Source organism: Dickeya sp. Secpp 1600, from assembly GCF_003049805.1.
Taxonomy (GTDB): Bacteria; Pseudomonadota; Gammaproteobacteria; order Enterobacterales; family Enterobacteriaceae; genus Dickeya; species Dickeya fangzhongdai.
In genome coordinates, this window is sequence record NZ_CP023484.1 from 5055962 (window position 1) to 5074031 (window position 18070).

Annotated in this window: 15 protein-coding genes; 12 read left to right on the forward strand and 3 right to left on the reverse strand. The window is 53.5% G+C overall.

From position 1 onward, the window contains the following. The first annotated feature begins 517 nt into the window (after window positions 1-517). The 9 genes from atpI to CPA59_RS22575 all read left to right on the forward strand — a co-directional run bounded on the left by atpI (window position 518) and on the right by CPA59_RS22575 (window position 7432). Window positions 518-901, forward strand: a complete 384-nt coding sequence (gene atpI, locus CPA59_RS22535; RefSeq protein ID WP_038920737.1) for a F0F1 ATP synthase subunit I — start codon at window positions 518-520, stop codon at window positions 899-901. A gap of 22 nt (window positions 902-923) precedes the next feature. Continuing rightward, the gene (gene atpB, locus CPA59_RS22540; protein WP_038664082.1) at window positions 924-1715 is read left to right on the forward strand and encodes a F0F1 ATP synthase subunit A; all 792 of its coding nucleotides are present in this window, start codon (window positions 924-926) and stop codon (window positions 1713-1715) included. A 48-nt stretch (window positions 1716-1763) separates the two neighbouring features. After that, window positions 1764-2003: a F0F1 ATP synthase subunit C gene (gene atpE / locus CPA59_RS22545; protein WP_004093904.1), complete on the forward strand. Its 240-nt coding sequence runs from the start codon at window positions 1764-1766 to the stop codon at window positions 2001-2003. 65 nt (window positions 2004-2068) lie between these two features. Then, complete coding sequence (gene atpF, locus CPA59_RS22550; RefSeq protein ID WP_013320159.1) at window positions 2069-2539, forward strand: F0F1 ATP synthase subunit B; 471 nt, start codon at window positions 2069-2071, stop codon at window positions 2537-2539. 14 nt (window positions 2540-2553) lie between these two features. Then, on the forward strand, window positions 2554-3087 hold the full coding sequence (atpH, locus tag CPA59_RS22555; RefSeq protein WP_077245537.1) for a F0F1 ATP synthase subunit delta: 534 nt from the start codon (window positions 2554-2556) through the stop codon (window positions 3085-3087). A gap of 12 nt (window positions 3088-3099) precedes the next feature. Then, window positions 3100-4641: a F0F1 ATP synthase subunit alpha gene (gene atpA / locus CPA59_RS22560; RefSeq protein WP_038664078.1), complete on the forward strand. Its 1542-nt coding sequence runs from the start codon at window positions 3100-3102 to the stop codon at window positions 4639-4641. Window positions 4642-4694: 53 nt separating this feature from the next. Further along, complete coding sequence (atpG, locus tag CPA59_RS22565) at window positions 4695-5558, forward strand: F0F1 ATP synthase subunit gamma (RefSeq protein WP_038920736.1); 864 nt, start codon at window positions 4695-4697, stop codon at window positions 5556-5558. Between the two features lie 48 nt (window positions 5559-5606). After that, window positions 5607-6989, forward strand: coding sequence for a F0F1 ATP synthase subunit beta (gene atpD / locus CPA59_RS22570; protein WP_038920735.1), 1383 nt, complete (start codon window positions 5607-5609; stop codon window positions 6987-6989). Window positions 6990-7018: 29 nt separating this feature from the next. Further along, window positions 7019-7432, forward strand: a complete 414-nt coding sequence (locus tag CPA59_RS22575; RefSeq protein WP_026357867.1) for a F0F1 ATP synthase subunit epsilon — start codon at window positions 7019-7021, stop codon at window positions 7430-7432. 128 nt (window positions 7433-7560) lie between these two features. Here CPA59_RS22575 and pelX read toward each other — a convergent pair whose 3' ends face one another. Beyond that, the gene (pelX, locus tag CPA59_RS22580; RefSeq protein ID WP_107760733.1) at window positions 7561-9765 is read right to left on the reverse strand and encodes a pectate disaccharide-lyase PelX; all 2205 of its coding nucleotides are present in this window, start codon (window positions 9763-9765) and stop codon (window positions 7561-7563) included. A 396-nt stretch (window positions 9766-10161) separates the two neighbouring features. On the opposite strand from pelX, the gene glmU reads away from it, so the two are divergent. Further along, window positions 10162-11532: a bifunctional UDP-N-acetylglucosamine diphosphorylase/glucosamine-1-phosphate N-acetyltransferase GlmU gene (gene glmU, locus CPA59_RS22585; protein WP_107760734.1), complete on the forward strand. Its 1371-nt coding sequence runs from the start codon at window positions 10162-10164 to the stop codon at window positions 11530-11532. Between the two features lie 233 nt (window positions 11533-11765). Further along, a complete protein-coding gene (gene glmS, locus CPA59_RS22590) occupies window positions 11766-13601 on the forward strand; it encodes a glutamine--fructose-6-phosphate transaminase (isomerizing) (protein WP_107760735.1) in 1836 nt (611 codons plus the stop codon). Window positions 13602-13738: 137 nt separating this feature from the next. Here glmS and CPA59_RS23005 read toward each other — a convergent pair whose 3' ends face one another. Both CPA59_RS23005 and CPA59_RS22600 read right to left on the reverse strand, forming a co-directional pair. Continuing rightward, a complete protein-coding gene (locus CPA59_RS23005) occupies window positions 13739-13960 on the reverse strand; it encodes a hypothetical protein (protein WP_179948977.1) in 222 nt (73 codons plus the stop codon). Window positions 13961-14094: 134 nt separating this feature from the next. Further along, a complete protein-coding gene (locus tag CPA59_RS22600; RefSeq protein ID WP_038920729.1) occupies window positions 14095-16410 on the reverse strand; it encodes a diguanylate cyclase in 2316 nt (771 codons plus the stop codon). A 506-nt stretch (window positions 16411-16916) separates the two neighbouring features. On the opposite strand from CPA59_RS22600, the gene pstS reads away from it, so the two are divergent. Beyond that, entirely contained in the window at window positions 16917-17957 is a 1041-nt protein-coding gene (pstS, locus tag CPA59_RS22605; RefSeq protein WP_038920728.1) for a phosphate ABC transporter substrate-binding protein PstS, read from the forward strand. Window positions 17958-18070: the final 113 nt, after the last annotated feature.

The window sequence follows — 18070 nt, forward strand, 5'->3', positions numbered from 1 at the left end:
TACAACTCTGCTGTATAACCTTCTATCGCGGGGAAAGAAAATCGATCTGGCGGCAGAATGCTTTCATGTTTCTAAAGGGATTTAATGGCAAAACTGTGTTAAAAACATGAGAAAAAAATATCCTGCTTGTCAATAGATGGTTTTGAGGCTGTATTCGTGCTGTTTTGTGAATGTTCTTTTTTAAATTATTGAAATTAAAAAAGATAAATGGCTTTTTTTGCTAAAGACAAAAAAAAATCAATTCAGATATAAAAGCACTAGTTCAATTTTATGTGAGAAATATCACATATTGTCGGCGTTGGATGCGCCGGGTCTCCAAAATGGACTTCGGGGATAGTTGGTGAAAATAAGGCTTCGGAAATAAATTTAAATAATCGTTCACCTTTTTGCTACTTATCGATTGAATTCGCATGGATGACCCGTATAATTTGCTCGTTTTTCGCTGCTTGACTCGGTACTGCAAAGGCAGTTTTATACGGTCATTCAGCATACCTCTGAAAAGGTACGGAGAATCGTCATGTCTGTATCCCTTTACAGTGGGAAAATCGCCCGATTGTCACTGTTGTTGCAGCTAACGGTGATTCTCGTTGTCAGCGCGGCGTTTTGCGTTGGCGGCGTTAAGGCGGGCGTTTCCGCACTGGCTGGGGGGTTGGCAGCCTGGCTGCCAAACATGGTGTTCATACTGTTTGCCGTGCGGCATCAGACGGACAAGCCACCGGAAGGTCGGGTAGCCTGGTCGTTTGCCGTTGGGGAAGCGCTGAAAATGCTCTTCACCATCGTGCTGTTGGTGGTGGCGTTGGGTGTGTTTCATGCGGCATTTTTTCCGCTTGGCCTGACGTACTTAGTGGTGCTGATCACGCAGATCGTGGCACCGGCTGTAATTAACCGTTACCGTAGTTAACAACAAAAGGGTAAGAGACATCATGTCTGCATCTACTCCGCAAGAGTATATCGGTCACCACCTGACCCATTTGCAGGTGGGCACGGGATTTTGGGCGATTAACGTCGACTCGATGTTTTTCTCCGTGGTGCTCGGCGTACTCTTTCTGGCGATCTTCCGCAAGGTTGCCAAGACCGCGACCAGCGGCGTTCCGGGTAAACTGCAAACGGCGGTCGAACTGGTGGTGGGATTTGTCGATGGCAGCGTGCGCGACATGTTCCATGGAAAAAGCAAGCTGATCGCACCGCTGGCGCTGACCGTTTTCGTCTGGGTTTTCATGATGAACCTGATGGATCTGTTGCCTATCGACTTGCTGCCGCAAATCTGGGCGCATATCTATAGCGCTCTTGGTCATGATCCTGCGCATGCTTACCTGCGTGTGGTGCCTTCCGCCGACGTGAACGTCACGCTGTCTATGGCGCTGGGCGTATTCATCCTGATTCTGTTCTACAGCATAAAGATGAAAGGCGTGGGCGGGTTCGTCAAAGAACTGACCATGCAACCGTTCAATCATCCTGTTTTTATTCCCATCAACTTGATTCTTGAAGGGGTCAGCCTGCTGTCCAAACCGGTTTCTCTCGGCTTGCGACTGTTTGGCAACATGTATGCGGGTGAGTTGATCTTCATCCTGATTGCCGGTCTGTTGCCGTGGTGGTCACAGTGGATTCTGAATGTGCCTTGGGCCATTTTCCACATTCTGATTATTACGCTGCAGGCTTTTATCTTCATGGTTCTGACAGTTGTTTATCTTTCGATGGCATCTGAAGAGCATTGATTTTTCACAACACTACAACGTTTTAACTGAAACAAACTGGAGACTGTCATGGAAAACCTGAGTATGGATCTGCTGTACATGGCTGCCGCTGTGATGATGGGTCTGGCGGCAATCGGTGCTGCAATCGGTATCGGCATTCTGGGTGGTAAATTTTTGGAAGGTGCTGCCCGCCAGCCTGACCTGATCCCGCTGCTGCGTACACAGTTCTTTATCGTTATGGGTCTGGTGGATGCTATCCCGATGATCGCGGTAGGTCTGGGTCTGTACGTGATGTTCGCAGTGGCCTAAGTAAGCGTGAGCTTACCAGGTAAAAAGACATCGACTCATTTAACTCATGAAAGAGGCATTGTGCTGTGAATCTTAACGCAACAATCCTCGGCCAGGCCATTGCGTTCGTCCTGTTTGTCTGGTTCTGCATGAAGTATGTATGGCCGCCGATTATGGCTGCCATTGAAAAGCGTCAGAAAGAAATTGCTGACGGTCTTGCTTCTGCCGAACGTGCCAAAAAAGATCTGAACTTAGCGCAGGCCAATGCGACCGACCAACTGAAGAAAGCCAAAGCGGAAGCTCAGGTGATCATCGAGCAGGCAAGCAAACAGCGTGCTCAGATTCTGGACGAAGCCAAAGCGGAAGCGGAAGCGGAACGCAACAAAATCGTGGCGCAGGCGCAGGCTGAAATCGAAGCCGAACGCAAACGTGCCCGTGAAGAGTTGCGTAAGCAGGTTGCCATTCTGGCGATTGCCGGTGCCGAGAAAATTATTGAACGTTCCGTGGATGAAGCTGCCAACAGCGACATCGTTGATAAACTGGTCGCTGAACTGTAAGGAGGGAGGGGCCGATGTCTGAATTTGTCACGGTAGCTCGCCCCTACGCCAAAGCAGCTTTTGACTTTGCCGTTGAGAACCAGTCGCTTGATCGCTGGCAGCAGATGCTGGCATTTGCCGCCGAGGTTGCGCGTAATGAACATATTGCCGGGATGCTTGCCGGGGCCATCGCTCCCCAGACCATGGCGCAAACGTTCATTACCGTGTGTGGTGATCAACTGGATGAAGCGGGCCAGAACCTGATCCGGGTTATGGCTGAAAACGGACGTTTGCCGGTGCTGCCTGAAGTGCTGGAACAGTTTGTTCAATTGCGCGCGGAGCTGGAATCGACCGTGGATGTCGAGGTGATTTCCGCCGCCACGTTGAGCGAGCAGCAGTTATCCGGGATAACCGCTGCGATGGAACAACGTCTGTCACGTAAAGTGAAGCTGAATTGCAAAATTGATAAGTCTGTTATGGCCGGCGTGGTGATCCGCGCGGGCGATATGGTGATAGACGGCAGTATTCGCGGTCGTCTGGAACGTCTGGCAGACGTCTTGCAGTCTTAAGGGGACTGGAGCATGCAACTGAATTCCACCGAAATCAGTGAACTGATCAAGCAGCGGATTGCTCAGTTCAACGTCGTGAGCGAAGCTCACAACGAAGGTACGATTGTTTCCGTCAGTGACGGGATCATTCGCGTACACGGCCTGGCCGATGTTATGCAGGGTGAAATGATTTCCCTGCCGGGCAACCGTTACGCGATCGCACTGAACCTGGAGCGCGACTCCGTCGGTGCGGTAGTTATGGGTCCGTACGCGGATCTGGCCGAAGGCATGAAAGTAAAATGCACCGGCCGTATTCTGGAAGTGCCGGTTGGCCGTGGCCTGCTGGGTCGCGTAGTGAACACGCTGGGTGCGCCGATCGACGGTAAAGGTCCGCTGGAACACGACGGATTTTCTCCTGTAGAAACCATCGCGCCGGGCGTTATCGACCGTCAGTCCGTTGATCAGCCGGTTCAAACCGGTTACAAGTCCGTTGACGCCATGATTCCGATCGGCCGTGGTCAGCGTGAACTGGTCATCGGCGACCGTCAGACCGGTAAAACCGCACTGGCGATTGACGCCATCATCAACCAGCGCGATTCCGGCATTAAATGTATTTACGTCGCTATCGGCCAGAAAGCCTCCACGATTTCCAACGTGGTGCGTAAACTGGAAGAGCACGGCGCGCTGTCCAACACCATCGTGGTGGTGGCAACAGCCTCCGAGTCTGCTGCGCTGCAATACCTGGCGCCGTATGCCGGTTGCGCTATGGGCGAATACTTCCGCGATCGCGGTGAAGACGCGCTGATCATTTATGATGATCTGTCCAAGCAGGCTGTCGCTTATCGTCAGATTTCCCTGCTGCTGCGTCGTCCGCCGGGTCGTGAAGCTTATCCGGGCGACGTTTTCTACCTGCACTCCCGTCTGCTGGAGCGTGCCGCGCGTGTTAACGCCGAGTACGTGGAAGCCTTTACCAAAGGGGAAGTGAAAGGGAAAACCGGTTCTCTGACCGCGCTGCCGATCATCGAAACGCAGGCTGGCGACGTTTCCGCGTTCGTTCCGACCAACGTTATCTCGATTACCGACGGTCAGATCTTCCTGGAATCCAACCTGTTCAACTCCGGTATCCGTCCGGCGGTTAACCCCGGGATCTCCGTATCCCGTGTGGGCGGCGCCGCGCAGACCAAGATCATGAAGAAACTGTCCGGTGGTATTCGTACCGCGCTGGCGCAGTACCGCGAACTGGCGGCTTTCTCCCAGTTTGCTTCCGATCTGGACGACGCGACCCGTAAACAGCTGAGCCACGGTCAGAAAGTGACCGAGTTGCTGAAACAGAAACAGTATGCGCCGATGTCCGTTGCGCAGCAGTCTCTGGTGCTGTTCGCAGCTGAACGCGGTTATCTGGAAGACGTTGAACTGGCGAAAGTCGGCAGTTTCGAAGCCGCGCTGCTGGCCTATGCCAGCCGTGAGCACGGCGAGCTTCTGCAGCAGATCGACCAGACTGGCGCTTATAACGATGAGATCGAGGGTAAATTCAAAAGCATCCTCGATACCTTTAAGGCAACCCAGTCCTGGTAACGCCCCGTGGCCTGCCTTAACGGCAGGCCGCTAGGCATTGAGGAGAAGCTAAGATGGCCGGCGCAAAAGAGATACGTAGTAAGATCGGAAGCGTCCAGAACACGCAGAAGATCACCAAAGCGATGGAAATGGTCGCCGCTTCCAAAATGCGTAAATCGCAGGATCGTATGGCGGCCAGCCGTCCTTATGCGGAAACCATACGCAAAGTGATTGGTCACCTTGCGTTAGGGAATCTGGAATATAAACACCCGTACCTGGAAGAGCGTGACGTCAAGCGCGTCGGGTATCTGGTGGTGTCTACCGACCGTGGCCTGTGTGGCGGCCTGAACATCAACCTGTTCAAGAAGCTGCTGGGCGAAATGAAAGCCTGGAATGAAAAAGGCGCCGAGATCGATTTGGCGATGATTGGTTCCAAAGGCGTCTCTTTCTTCGGTTCAGTAGGCGCAAACATTGTTGCTCAGGTTACCGGCATGGGGGATAACCCTTCGCTGTCCGAATTGATCGGGCCGGTGAAAGTCATGCTGCAGGCCTACGACGAAGGTCGTCTGGACAAACTGTACGTGGTGAGCAACAAGTTCATCAATACCATGTCTCAGGTTCCACAAGTTGTTCAGCTGCTGCCGCTGCCTCCGGCGGAAGAGGGCGAGCTGACGAAAAAATCCTGGGATTACCTGTATGAACCCGATCCTAAGTCGCTACTGGATACCCTGTTGCGCCGCTATGTGGAGTCTCAGGTTTATCAGGGCGTCGTAGAAAACCTGGCCAGTGAACAGGCCGCGCGAATGGTAGCGATGAAGGCCGCAACGGATAACGGCGGCAACCTGATCAAAGAGCTGCAGTTGGTTTACAACAAGGCTCGTCAGGCAAGCATCACTCAGGAACTCACCGAAATCGTATCGGGAGCCTCCGCGGTTTAAATCAGGTTTTACGAATTACGTATTGTCGAATTACGTAGAGGATTCAAGATGGCTACTGGAAAGATTATCCAGGTAATCGGCGCCGTGGTGGACGTCGAGTTCCCTCAGGATGCCGTACCGAATGTGTACGACGCCCTTGAGGTAGAGAAAGAGGCTGAGAAGCTGGTGCTGGAAGTGCAGCAGCAGCTGGGCGGCGGTCTGGTTCGTTGTATTGCAATGGGTTCTTCGGACGGTCTGCGTCGTGGTCTGAAAGTCACCAACCTGGCGCATCCGATCGAAGTACCGGTTGGTAAGGCTACGCTGGGTCGTATCATGAACGTACTGGGTGAACCGGTCGACATGAAAGGGCCGATTGGCGAAGAAGAGCGCTGGGCGATTCACCGCGCGGCACCGACGTATGAAGAACTGTCCAACTCTCAGGAACTGCTGGAAACCGGCATCAAGGTTATCGACCTGATCTGTCCGTTTGCGAAGGGCGGTAAAGTCGGTCTGTTCGGTGGTGCGGGTGTAGGTAAAACCGTAAACATGATGGAGCTGATCCGTAACATCGCGATCGAGCACTCCGGTTACTCCGTGTTTGCAGGCGTGGGCGAGCGTACCCGTGAAGGTAACGACTTCTACCACGAAATGACCGACTCCAACGTTATCGACAAAGTATCGCTGGTGTATGGCCAGATGAACGAGCCGCCTGGAAGCCGTCTGCGCGTGGCGCTGACCGGTCTGACTATGGCGGAGAAATTCCGTGACGAAGGCCGTGACGTTCTGTTGTTCGTCGACAACATCTACCGTTACACCCTGGCGGGGACCGAAGTATCCGCGCTGCTGGGTCGTATGCCGTCTGCAGTAGGCTATCAGCCGACGCTGGCGGAAGAGATGGGTGTGCTGCAGGAGCGTATTACCTCCACCAAGACAGGTTCAATCACCTCCATCCAGGCCGTTTACGTGCCTGCGGACGACCTGACTGACCCGTCTCCGGCAACTACCTTTGCGCATCTGGACTCAACTGTAACGCTGAGCCGTCAGATCGCATCTCTGGGTATCTACCCGGCCGTTGACCCGCTGGATTCCACCAGCCGTCAGCTGGATCCGCTGGTTGTGGGTCAGGAGCACTACGATGTGGCGCGTGGCGTGCAGTCCATTCTGCAGCGTTACCAGGAACTGAAGGACATCATCGCGATTCTGGGTATGGACGAGCTGTCTGAAGAAGACAAGCTGGTGGTATCCCGTGCGCGTAAGATCCAGCGCTTCCTGTCCCAGCCGTTCTTCGTAGCTGAAGTCTTCACCGGTTCTCCGGGTAAATACGTGACGCTGAAAGACACCATCCGTGGTTTCAAAGGCATTATGGAAGGCGAATACGACCACCTGCCGGAACAGGCGTTCTACATGGTTGGTTCCATTGACGAAGTAGTGGAAAAAGCCAAGAAACTGTAACGCCTTGATAGGAGGGTGATATGGCTGCTATGACTTACCATCTGGATGTCGTTAGTGCGGAACAGGCAATGTTTTCCGGTCTGGTGCAGAAGATCCAGGTGACCGGTAGCGAAGGCGAACTGGGAATCTATCCTGGCCACGCCCCCCTGCTCACGGCCATTAAGCCTGGTATGGTGCGCATTGTTAAACAGCACGGCGAAGAAGAGTATATCTACCTGTCCGGCGGTATCCTTGAGGTACAGCCGAACATGGTGACCGTGCTGTCCGATACCGCCATTCGTGGGCAGGATCTTGATGAAGCGCGTGCGCTGGAAGCGAAACGCAGAGCGGAAGAGCATATCCGCAATTCACACGGTGATGTGGATTATGCTCAGGCTTCTGCCGATCTGGCAAAAGCCATTGCCAAACTGCGCGTCATTGAGCTGACCAAAAAAGCGATGTAACAGATGCAGATGTAACCATCATGCAGATGTAAAAAAGCCAGCTGAATCAGCTGGCTTTTTTTATGCCCGACGCGCCGTCGGGCTGGTGTTGACGGGCACCGCTTTTGGCGCCCTCAGATTTATGCCGGTTATTTCTTCTTCAGAAAATCACCCAATTGCAGATTGCCTTTTTCATCGCGACTGAAGACCGCCGGCACCGCGACGGATTTGTAATTCGCCGTGGTGATCTCCTTGCCCTGACTGTTGAGCGCACGGTTATTCTTGATGAAATAGTTGCTGGCATCCACTCGGCCCACCACCGCATCGTCATACTTACCGGGTTGAGTACGCAGCGAAACGTTGTTTTTGAAAATACCTTGTTTTTCCGGGCCATAGTAAGGGCTTGGGCGGAAGATAAAGTTGAAGCGAACGTTATCCAGCGCGATGTTGTTGGTGACTTGCAGCGCGCCTGGGTTGAAGTTGTCGCTGAACCCGTCCATGTGGTTGCCGATAGCGATGCTATTTTTCACCTGATGAGCCACTGGCTGGCCTTCGCCCCCCAGTTTAAAGCCGTTGCTGGTGTTGTTGACCGAAATGGAATTCTCGATCACCACAACCCCGTTCGGGCCGTCTTCAATTTTGTTGAACAGGTCGAAGCCGTCATCAACATTGTCATGGGAGAATGCGCCGCGAATCACGTTACCCTCGCCGACGCGCATTTTCACGGCGAAGCCGTCCGCATCTTTTTTGCTGGGATCCTGATTGCTGTGCGATTCCGAGTTCAGAATCAGGTTATGGCTGGCCCACAGCGGACGACCCACGCTGTCGCTGGAGGAAACCTGAATACCGGTGTTGTCGCAGTGGTGCGCCAGCACGCGTTCAATCTGGTTGTAGCTGCCCTCAATACGGAAGCTTTTTTCCGTGATTTCAACGCCTTTGACTTTCCAGTAGCTGGCGTTGAGCTGTAGCCCGTGGAATACCGCTTTTTTGCCGGCCGGCATCAACGTTTTAATTCCGTTGGCGTTGCCGCTGGCGCTGACCGGAATCACGGTGGCGCTGTAATCGCCGTCCATCAACCACAGCGTGCCGCCGGCCTGCAGGGCGTTAATGGCCGTTTTGATATCCAGCGGCGCGTTCTTGCTGCCGTTGTTGTCGGCTTTGCCTTCCGGAGAAACATACAGATTTTTGGCATCGGCCAGCTTGATTTTTTCCACGCTGAACGAGGTTTCTTTCGCCGTTTTGTCTTCGCCTTCACCCGGCAGGTAAACCAGTTTGAAATCGGATTTAGGCTGCGTCAGCTTCGCGGTAAGAGAGAAATAATCGCCGGCGCGAATTTTTTGCGGTTTGCCGAGCGATTTGCCGTTCTGGAACACTTCAATAGTGCCGTTGTAATTGACCCGCGCCTGTACCGGGTAGGTCTCGCTGGCGGAGAGCGGGGAAGATGCAACCTGCAACAACGGCGCATTGACTTCTGCTTTGAATGGGGCGGAAGGTTTGGTGTTGGCCGGGCTGGTGGTCAGACTGGCATTGCTGATGGTGATCTTCGCGTTACGGGAGGCGAAGAACCCCACATAGTAGTGATTCTTGTCCTGATGAGTGACTAAATCCGCGCCTTTTACCGTCTTGCTGACCCACTGGTCGCTGCCCTTGGGCGCATAAGAGGTGATAAAGCCGTCATCCGTGCGTTCCAGTTTCAGGCGGAACGTTGGCGTTTGTTCCAGATTGATTTTTTCCTGATAGCTGGCACGGGTGATTTGCGCGTTGGTATTACCCCAGGGCTGCGTAACGCCATCGCGGCTGATGAGCTGCATCTTCACTTCGGTTTTCGATTTTTTATCCTGCGTCATGATGGCGTTCATCACCATGTTCGATGCCGCAGGAAACTCTTCGTATCCCTCTTTCAACGGCTCCTGACGCGGTACGCCGAGAATATCGCGCACCAGCAGGCCGGCGCCTTCCTGAGCGTTGGGTTTGGCGTCGCTTTCCGGGCCGAACTGATCGACCGTCACATCGGATTGCAGCGTGAAATTCACGTTGGCGGGCAACTGCGTGTAGAAGAAGGTCAAGCCGTCATGCGTATTGGCGATTTTTCCTCCCCGGCTTTCGATAGTGATCGGCGCGGAGAGGTCGACCTTGTCATTTACTGTCAGCTTTTTGCCGTTGATGGTGACGTCGTTGACGCCCACTTTGTCCGGCAGGACGTTGGTCGCGAAATTCACATCCGTGGACTGGCCGAACGCGATGCTATGCCAGACTGGCGCGGTATCCTGAGTGGCGGCAAAGGCGGTATTGGAACCCAGAAGCAAAAAAGAATTTAGGGCGACAGAGAGAAGCCCCGAAGCAGCGTATTTCATGTTTTCCCCATCATTATTTGTTATTGATCGGCGCATTATGTCAAAAAATGAAACACTGTTTCTTTTGGCTGCTTCACAAACTGAACGGCAGAATTCACCTGATGAAACAATTAGTTTCATTTTGTTATCCCGGTCTCGATTTTATGAAACAGCGGTTTGTATTCCTCGCGTGTTTTATGTCTGAGCACGGTCGGAGAAAACCGGCGGCGAGCGCGTTTCGCATTACCCAAATCCTGCTGGGTTGGGTAAACTCTGATGACTGTATTTTTTCAGCCCCGGATTGGCTCTGAGACGTATTTTTCGCTGAAAAATATGTAGTAATCCGGCGCGATAACGGGTTTACTTTCGTTCGTCCGCCTTCAGCGGGACACCATTCAGTTTTTAGTCAGGATGCCTATGTCAAACAGTGCAATGAGTGTGGTTATCCTCGCCGCCGGCAAGGGAACCCGCATGTATTCCGATCTTCCCAAAGTCCTCCACCCTCTGGCGGGTAAACCCATTGTTCAGCATGTAATTGATGCCGCGATGGACGTTGGCGCCCGGCGCATTCACCTGGTTTACGGGCATGGCGCGGATCTGATCCGGGAAACGCTGACGGAAACGTCGCTGAACTGGGTATTGCAGGCCGAGCAACTGGGAACCGGTCATGCGGTGCAGCAGGCGGCCGACGGTTTTGACGATAACGAAGACATCCTGATTCTGTACGGCGATGTGCCGCTTATCTCCCCTGAAACGCTGCAACGTCTGGTGGCTGCCAAACCGCAAGGCGGGATTGGCCTGCTGACCGTTAATCTGGCCGACCCCAGCGGTTACGGCCGCATTGTGCGGGACAACGGCGAAGTGGTGGGGATCGTTGAGCACAAAGACGCCACCGAGCAGCAGCGTGCGATCAATGAAATCAATACCGGCATTCTGGTGGCGGGCGGCCGTGATTTGAAGCGTTGGTTAAGCCAGCTCAATAATCACAATGTGCAGGGCGAATATTATCTCACCGATATCATCGCCATGGCGGCGCAGGAAGGCCAGCGCGTGGTGGCGGTGCAGCCATCGCGGTTGAGCGAAGTGGAAGGCATCAACAACCGGCTGCAACTGGCGACGCTGGAGCGCACTTATCAGCGCGAGCAAGCCGAGCAGTTATTGCTGGCGGGCGTCATGCTGCTGGATCCGGCCCGTTTTGATCTGCGTGGCGAACTGGAGCACGGGCGTGATGTGATGATCGATGCCAATGTCATTCTGGAAGGCCGGGTGACGTTGGGTAATCGGGTTAAAATCGGCGCGGGCTGCGTGATCAAAAATAGCGTGATCGGCGACGATTGCGAACTCAGCCCTTACACCGTGGTGGAAAACGCGGTGCTGGAAGCGCGTTGTACTATCGGCCCGTTCGCCCGCCTGCGCCCCGGCGCGGTGCTGGAAGAGGACGCGCACGTAGGTAACTTCGTCGAATTGAAGAAAGCGCGTCTCGGCAAAGGGTCGAAGGCCGGTCATCTGACCTACCTCGGCGACGCTGATATCGGCGCGGGCGTGAACATCGGCGCGGGCGTCATTACCTGTAACTACGATGGCGCCAACAAGCACCAGACGGTTATCGGCGACGACGTGTTCGTCGGTTCGGATAGCCAGTTGATCGCGCCGGTCAAGGTGGCCAACGGCGCAACCATCGCTGCGGGCACTACGGTAACCCGTAATGTGGGTGAAAATGAACTGGTCATCAGCCGCGTCAAACAGACCCATATCACGGGCTGGAAACGTCCGGTGAAGAAAAAATAGTCTTACCCCCTCGGATGCTGCGATCCCCGCTGACGCGTGGAAGAAAAAGGATCCGAGGGCGGAATGCGTCTTGAGATAAGACGGTTTTGGCCTGCGTTGCGCTGGCGAGCGCAGGCCAAAACATAATAATTCCCCATTCTCTACAAGGCTCGGGGAACCCGGAATAAACCGGAACAATCAGGTCTAAAGACATCGTGGTGACACAATATGTCACTTTTACAGGAATACAACCGATGTGTGGAATTGTAGGCGCTGTTGCGCAACGAGATATTGCTGAGATCCTGCTGGAGGGGCTACGCCGCCTCGAGTACCGTGGTTATGACTCTGCCGGTCTGGCGGTGGTGAATGGCGAAGGACAGGTGTCCCGCCTGCGCCGTCTGGGTAAGGTGCAGGTGCTGGCGCAGGCGGCGGAAGAGCAGCCGCTGGTCGGCGGAACCGGTATCGCTCACACCCGCTGGGCGACTCACGGCGAGCCGTCCGAACAAAATGCTCACCCGCATGTGTCGGAGCACATTATCGTGGTGCACAACGGGATTATCGAAAACCATGAGCCGCTGCGCGAGCTGCTGGTATCCCGTGGTTATCGTTTTGTCTCCGAAACCGATACCGAAGTAGTGGCGCATCTGGTGCACTGGGAACAGCAGCAGAGCGGCGGTTCGCTGCTGGACATCGTGCAGCGCGTTATCCCGCAGCTGCGCGGCGCGTACGGCATGGTGCTGCTGGATAGCCGCGACCCCAACGTGCTGGTTGCCGCGCGCTCCGGTAGCCCGCTGGTGATTGGCCGCGGCGTGGGCGAAAACTTCATTGCCTCCGACCAGCTGGCGCTGCTGCCGGTAACCCGCCGTTTCATCTTTCTGGAAGAAGGCGATATCGCTGAAGTCACTCGTCGTACGGTACGTATCGTTAACCGTCAGGGGCAGGACGTTAATCGCGAAGAGATTGAATCAAAAGTACAGTACGACGCTGGCGACAAAGGCGCGTACCGTCACTACATGCAGAAAGAGATCTACGAACAGCCGATGGCGATCAAAAACACCCTGGAAGGGCGTTTTAGCCACGGCGAAATCAACCTGTCCGAGCTTGGCCCGCAAGCCGATGCGCTGCTGGCACAAGTCCAGCATATCCAGATTATCGCCTGCGGCACGTCTTACAACTCCGGCATGGTGTCGCGCTACTGGTTCGAGTCGCTGGCGGGGATTCCGTGCGACGTGGAAATCGCGTCTGAATTCCGTTACCGCAAACCGGCGGTGCGCGCCAACAGCCTGATGATTACCCTGTCCCAGTCCGGCGAAACCGCCGACACGCTGGCGGCATTACGTTTGTCGAAAGAGCTGGGATATCTGGGCTCGTTGGCGATTTGCAACGTAGCGGGTTCATCGCTGGTGCGCGAGTCGGATCTGGCGTTGATGACCCGTGCCGGCACTGAAATCGGCGTAGCGTCCACCAAGGCGTTCACTACTCAGTTGACGGTGTTGCTGATGCTGGTGGCGCGTATCGGTCGTCTGCGCGGTATGGATGCCCGTATCGAACACGATATCGTGCATGCTCTGCAGGCGTTGCCGGCGCGTATCGAACAGATGTTGTCGCAGGACAAGCTGATCGAATCGCTGGCGGAAGGTTTCTCCGACAAGCATCACGCCTTGTTCCTGGGGCGCGGCGACCAGTACCCGATTGCGATGGAAGGGGCGCTCAAACTCAAGGAGATCTCCTATATCCATGCGGAAGCCTATGCGGCGGGTGAACTGAAGCACGGCCCGCTGGCGCTGATCGACGCGGATATGCCGGTGGTGGTGGTCGCACCTAACAACGACCTGCTGGAAAAACTGAAATCCAACATCGAAGAAGTCCGCGCCCGCGGCGGCGAACTCTACGTGTTTGCCGACGAACAGGCCGGTTTCACCTCCGACAGCGACATGATGAAGATCATTCAGTTGCCGCACGTGGAAGAGGTGATTGCGCCAATCTTCTACACCGTGCCGTTGCAACTGCTGTCTTACCATGTGGCGCTGATCAAAGGCACCGACGTGGACCAGCCGCGTAACCTGGCGAAATCGGTGACGGTGGAGTAAGAAGGTTTTCCGTCTAAACGACGAAATCGATATTTTTCAATATCAACCTGAAAAACGAGTAATAAAAGCCCTGGGGTTTATCTCAGGGCTTTTTGGTCACCCTATCTAAGAATGACAGGACGATTAGGTAATAAATATCATTTTATTTTATTCGACAGTTCATTGAGTTTCTTTTTTATATCTTCGACTTCTCTGGTCAATTTCTCATTCTGATCTTCCAGCTTTTCTATTTTTTTCTGTAATTCATTGAAATCACGGATTTGAATTTCTGAGCGATAAATATCCCTACCGAACGTATCAGTCACCACTATGTATTGATAGTCTCTATCTGAAGTTTCAAGATCAATAGCACTGACCATAAACGATGTGGATAAAAACAGATCGACTATGAGTATTTTTTTGCTGCATGCATGTAACTCCTTTGGGTATTAGCTCTGTTTCACTTTATACCTGTAATTAACACTTAGCTAATCAGAGAAATCTGTCTCTATTGTTACTTCCATACCACCCGATTACGGCCGGCGTTTTTGGCTTCGTACAGCGCGTCGTCGGCCCGCTTCATATCGCTCTCGAAGCTGTCTTTCAGATTCTGAACATTACGGTGTTTGATAAACGTTGCGCCGATGCTGACGGTAAAATGGAAGGAATAGCCGTCAACCGTGAACAGGGTGTTTTCCACTTCGGTGCGAATCCCGTTCATGATGGCATCGACATTATCGAGATTGGCGTTGTGGACGATCAAACCGAACTCTTCGCCGCCCAGGCGGGCGACGAAGTCGTCGGTACGCAGTTTGCCGGTAATGATCTCCGCCAGACGACAAATCGCCACGTCGCCGACGTGATGGCCGTACTGGTCGTTAACCTTTTTGAAGAAGTCGATATCGATGATCGCCAGTGCGGTGTTTTTCTCATGGTTGCGGTAGCACTTTTCCGTTTCCAGAATATAGGCGCGCCGGTTATGGATGCCGGTCAGGGCGTCGGTATTGGCCATTTCCAGCAGTTTTTCTTCCAGCTCTTCTCGGGCTCGCTGGGTTTCCAGCGCGTAGAACAGCGAGCCTAACGTGTCGACGAACGGGTTGAGAAAGCGCAACTGCCGCTCGTTGTAGCCGTCGAAGCGGTTACCGAGTCCGATCATCCCCACCACCTCGTTACGGAAATAGATGGGCAACCCCATGAATTGTCGCAGGATTGGGTGGCCTGACGGCACGCCGCGCGAGGCGGAGTGGGAACGCGGCGAGTTGGTGATGACCGGTTTGCCGGTGATCACCACATGCCCGAACAGGTTGTCCAGGCTGGTGAACTGCAGTTTGTTTTGCAGAAAAGTATCGTAAGAGTTCTTGCTGTCGCCGTTCCAGCTGACGTTGGAAATGGCGACGATGTGCAGCACTTTCTTCCCATCGTGTTCTCTGACCTGACCGATAAAACCGAACTCCGATTCAGAGATGGAAAGCAGGTCGTCAAAGATGGACATGCAGGCTTCCTGGATGTCGGTTTTTTCCAGAAAGATCTTTTGGGCCCGGTTAATCAGCTCCAGCAGGCGTTTATCCGCTTCTTCCTGTAATTCCTTGTTTTTCTTCTCGGTAATATCCCGATGGGTGCCGGCGACCCGAATGGGTTTGCCTTTTTCGTTGTATTCCACCACCTTGCCGTAGGTTTCAATCCACACCCAGTGGCCTTTATTGTGGCGCATCCGGTATTGCTCGTTGATCAAGGTTGCCTGACCGGTGATGCAGGATTCCGCCGCCTGCACCATTCTTTCCCGATCCAGCGGGTGCATCAGCTGTTGCCAGTAATCCATTGAGGAGTCGAATTGGTCCTGCGTGACGCCCATCATTTCGCACCACTGTTTATTGACGCGAATGTTATGCCGCCCCAGATCCCAGTCCCAGGTGCCGAGACTGGACGACTCCAGTACCAGCCGCATTTGGTTGTTGGTATCCACCAGCAGTTTTTGCAGGTATTTCTGGTGGGAGTTATCGATCAGCAGCGCCTGCACGTGGCTGAGTCTGCCGTTGTGATGGTAATTGGCGATGGAAAGCTGGCGAATCCACAGCGTTTTTCCTCTGGGCGACAAAAAGCGGTATTCGCATTCCAGATTCGCCACGCCTTTTTTATGGTTATCCAGTGCAAACAGCAGGTTCTCGTAGTCGTCCGGATGGATATAGTTTTCTATCGCCGCAGTGTTATGTCTGATGTCTTCTTCGGTAATGCCCAGAACATGATGCGCATTAGGGGACATGTAGGAAATGTGCAGCATGTTGTCTTGCTGCCAGTTGATCAGCACCACGGAGGAGTTATTCAGCAGCCGGATTTCCTGTTCCCGATGCAACTGGTCACTGTGCAATTTGAACAGGGCTTCGGTAGTGCTGGCGACGAAGGCGGCGGTTTCTCGCGTCGTGTCATCCAGTGCCCGCGGTTGATAGTCGATGGCGGCCAGGGTGCCGACCACGATCTTGTCGAGCACCAAAGGTATGCCAAAGTAACTACGGATATGCGGAGCGCCGGTAACCAGCGGGTGCTCGCAAAACTGACTGTCTGTCAGCGTATCGGGAATCGATAAGGTCGTCTCGGTGGCAATCACCGAATTGCAAAATGCCAGTTCCCGGGTAGTACATTCAATATCGATACCTTCGCTGAAAATCAGCCATTGCTTGTCCAGATCGATAATCGAGATAAACGCCGCCGGAAAATTCAGTATCCGTGCAAATAATCTGACCTGGTTTTGAAAGGATTGCTGTAAGTGTAAGTCGAGCAAATGATATTCATTGATTTTTGCGACGCGCTGCTCATCGGTATTATGTTTTTTCATTGTCATTTTTCCCTTAAAAAACAAATAAAATCAGTGTATTGCGCTCCTGGTAACAAAACAGAAAAATGCGTCTGCTAGGCTCGGTTATAAAAAGTGGAAACATCCTGTAGGGGAGTTGGGTCCTGACGTGAGAGCGCTGTTTTTTCAGCGACATATCTGAGTATAGAACAGGTTTTTTTATCGCTGGGCGGCAAGGGGAGTGAACAGCGGTAAAAATAAAAGACATATTAAATCGCGGCGTTAAAAAGGGATGGCGGGCGTGGCGTTCTGGCTCGTTAAGCACATGCCGCTTTGGGCATTATTGCTATTTTTTCACGTGATACGGGCCGGTATCTGGCAGTAGTCAGACTATGACGAACGAGCGAATCTGACTCGACTGTCACACAACTGTCATATTGCGTACATTTTACTGTCACCGAATTGACCTATTTTCTCCACCAGCAAACTACACTCTGATTAAACAATAGCTCCGGGTCTACACGTCTAAGTATCCCACAGGAGGGATTATGAAACTCATGCGTACCACTGTTGCCAGTATCGTTGCTGCAAGTTTTTCTCTGACGGCGGTTTCTGCTTTTGCCGCGGCAAACCTCACTGGCGCAGGTGCGACGTTCCCCGCTCCGGTTTATGCAAAGTGGGCTGATTCTTACGAAAAAGAAACCGGCAACAAAGTTAACTATCAGGGCATCGGTTCTTCGGGCGGCGTGAAACAGATTACCGCCAAGACCGTAGATTTTGGTGCGTCTGATGCGCCGCTGGCGGATGACAAACTGGCTCAGGATGGTCTGTTCCAGTTCCCGACCGTGATCGGCGGTATCGTGCTGGCTGTCAACGTGCCGGGCGTGAAAGCCGGCGAGCTGACGCTGGACGGCAAAACGCTGGGTGATATCTACTTGGGCAAAATCAAGAAATGGAACGACGAAGCCATCGCCAAACTGAACCCGGGCGTGAAACTGCCGGATCAGGACATCGCTGTGGTGCGTCGTGCCGACGGTTCCGGCACCTCCTACGTGTTCACCAGCTACCTGGCTAAAGTGAACAGCGAGTGGAAAGAGAAGATTGGCGCGGGCAACACCGTAAACTGGCCGACCGGTCTGGGCGGTAAAGGCAACGACGGCATCGCGGCGTTCGTGCAGCGTCTGCCGGGGTCGATCGGTTACGTTGAATACGCGTACGCCAAGCAGAATAACCTGGTTTACACCAAGCTGATTTCTGCCGACGGCAAAGCAGTCAGCCCGACGGAAGGGTCTTTCAGCAATGCCGCCAAAGGCGTTGACTGGAGCAAGTCCTTCGCACAGGACCTGACCAACCAGAAAGGCGCCGATGTATGGCCGATCACCTCTACCACTTTCATTCTGATTCACAAAGAACAGAGCAAGCCTGAGCAGGGCAAAGAAGTGCTGAAGTTCTTTGACTGGGCTTACACCAAAGGCGGCGATCAGGCCAAAGCGCTGGATTATTCTACCCTGCCGAAAGAAGTGATTGCTCAGGTACGCGCAGCATGGAAAACCCAGATCAAAGACAGCAGCGGTAAAGCGCTGTATTGATTGCGGTTAGCAGGATCGGTTGTGTGAGTACCGAGAGGTGGATAAACCGGAAACGGGGTATCCACCTCTGACATTCATTGGGGTTTCCTCCAATGACCTGATTAAAGACGCAG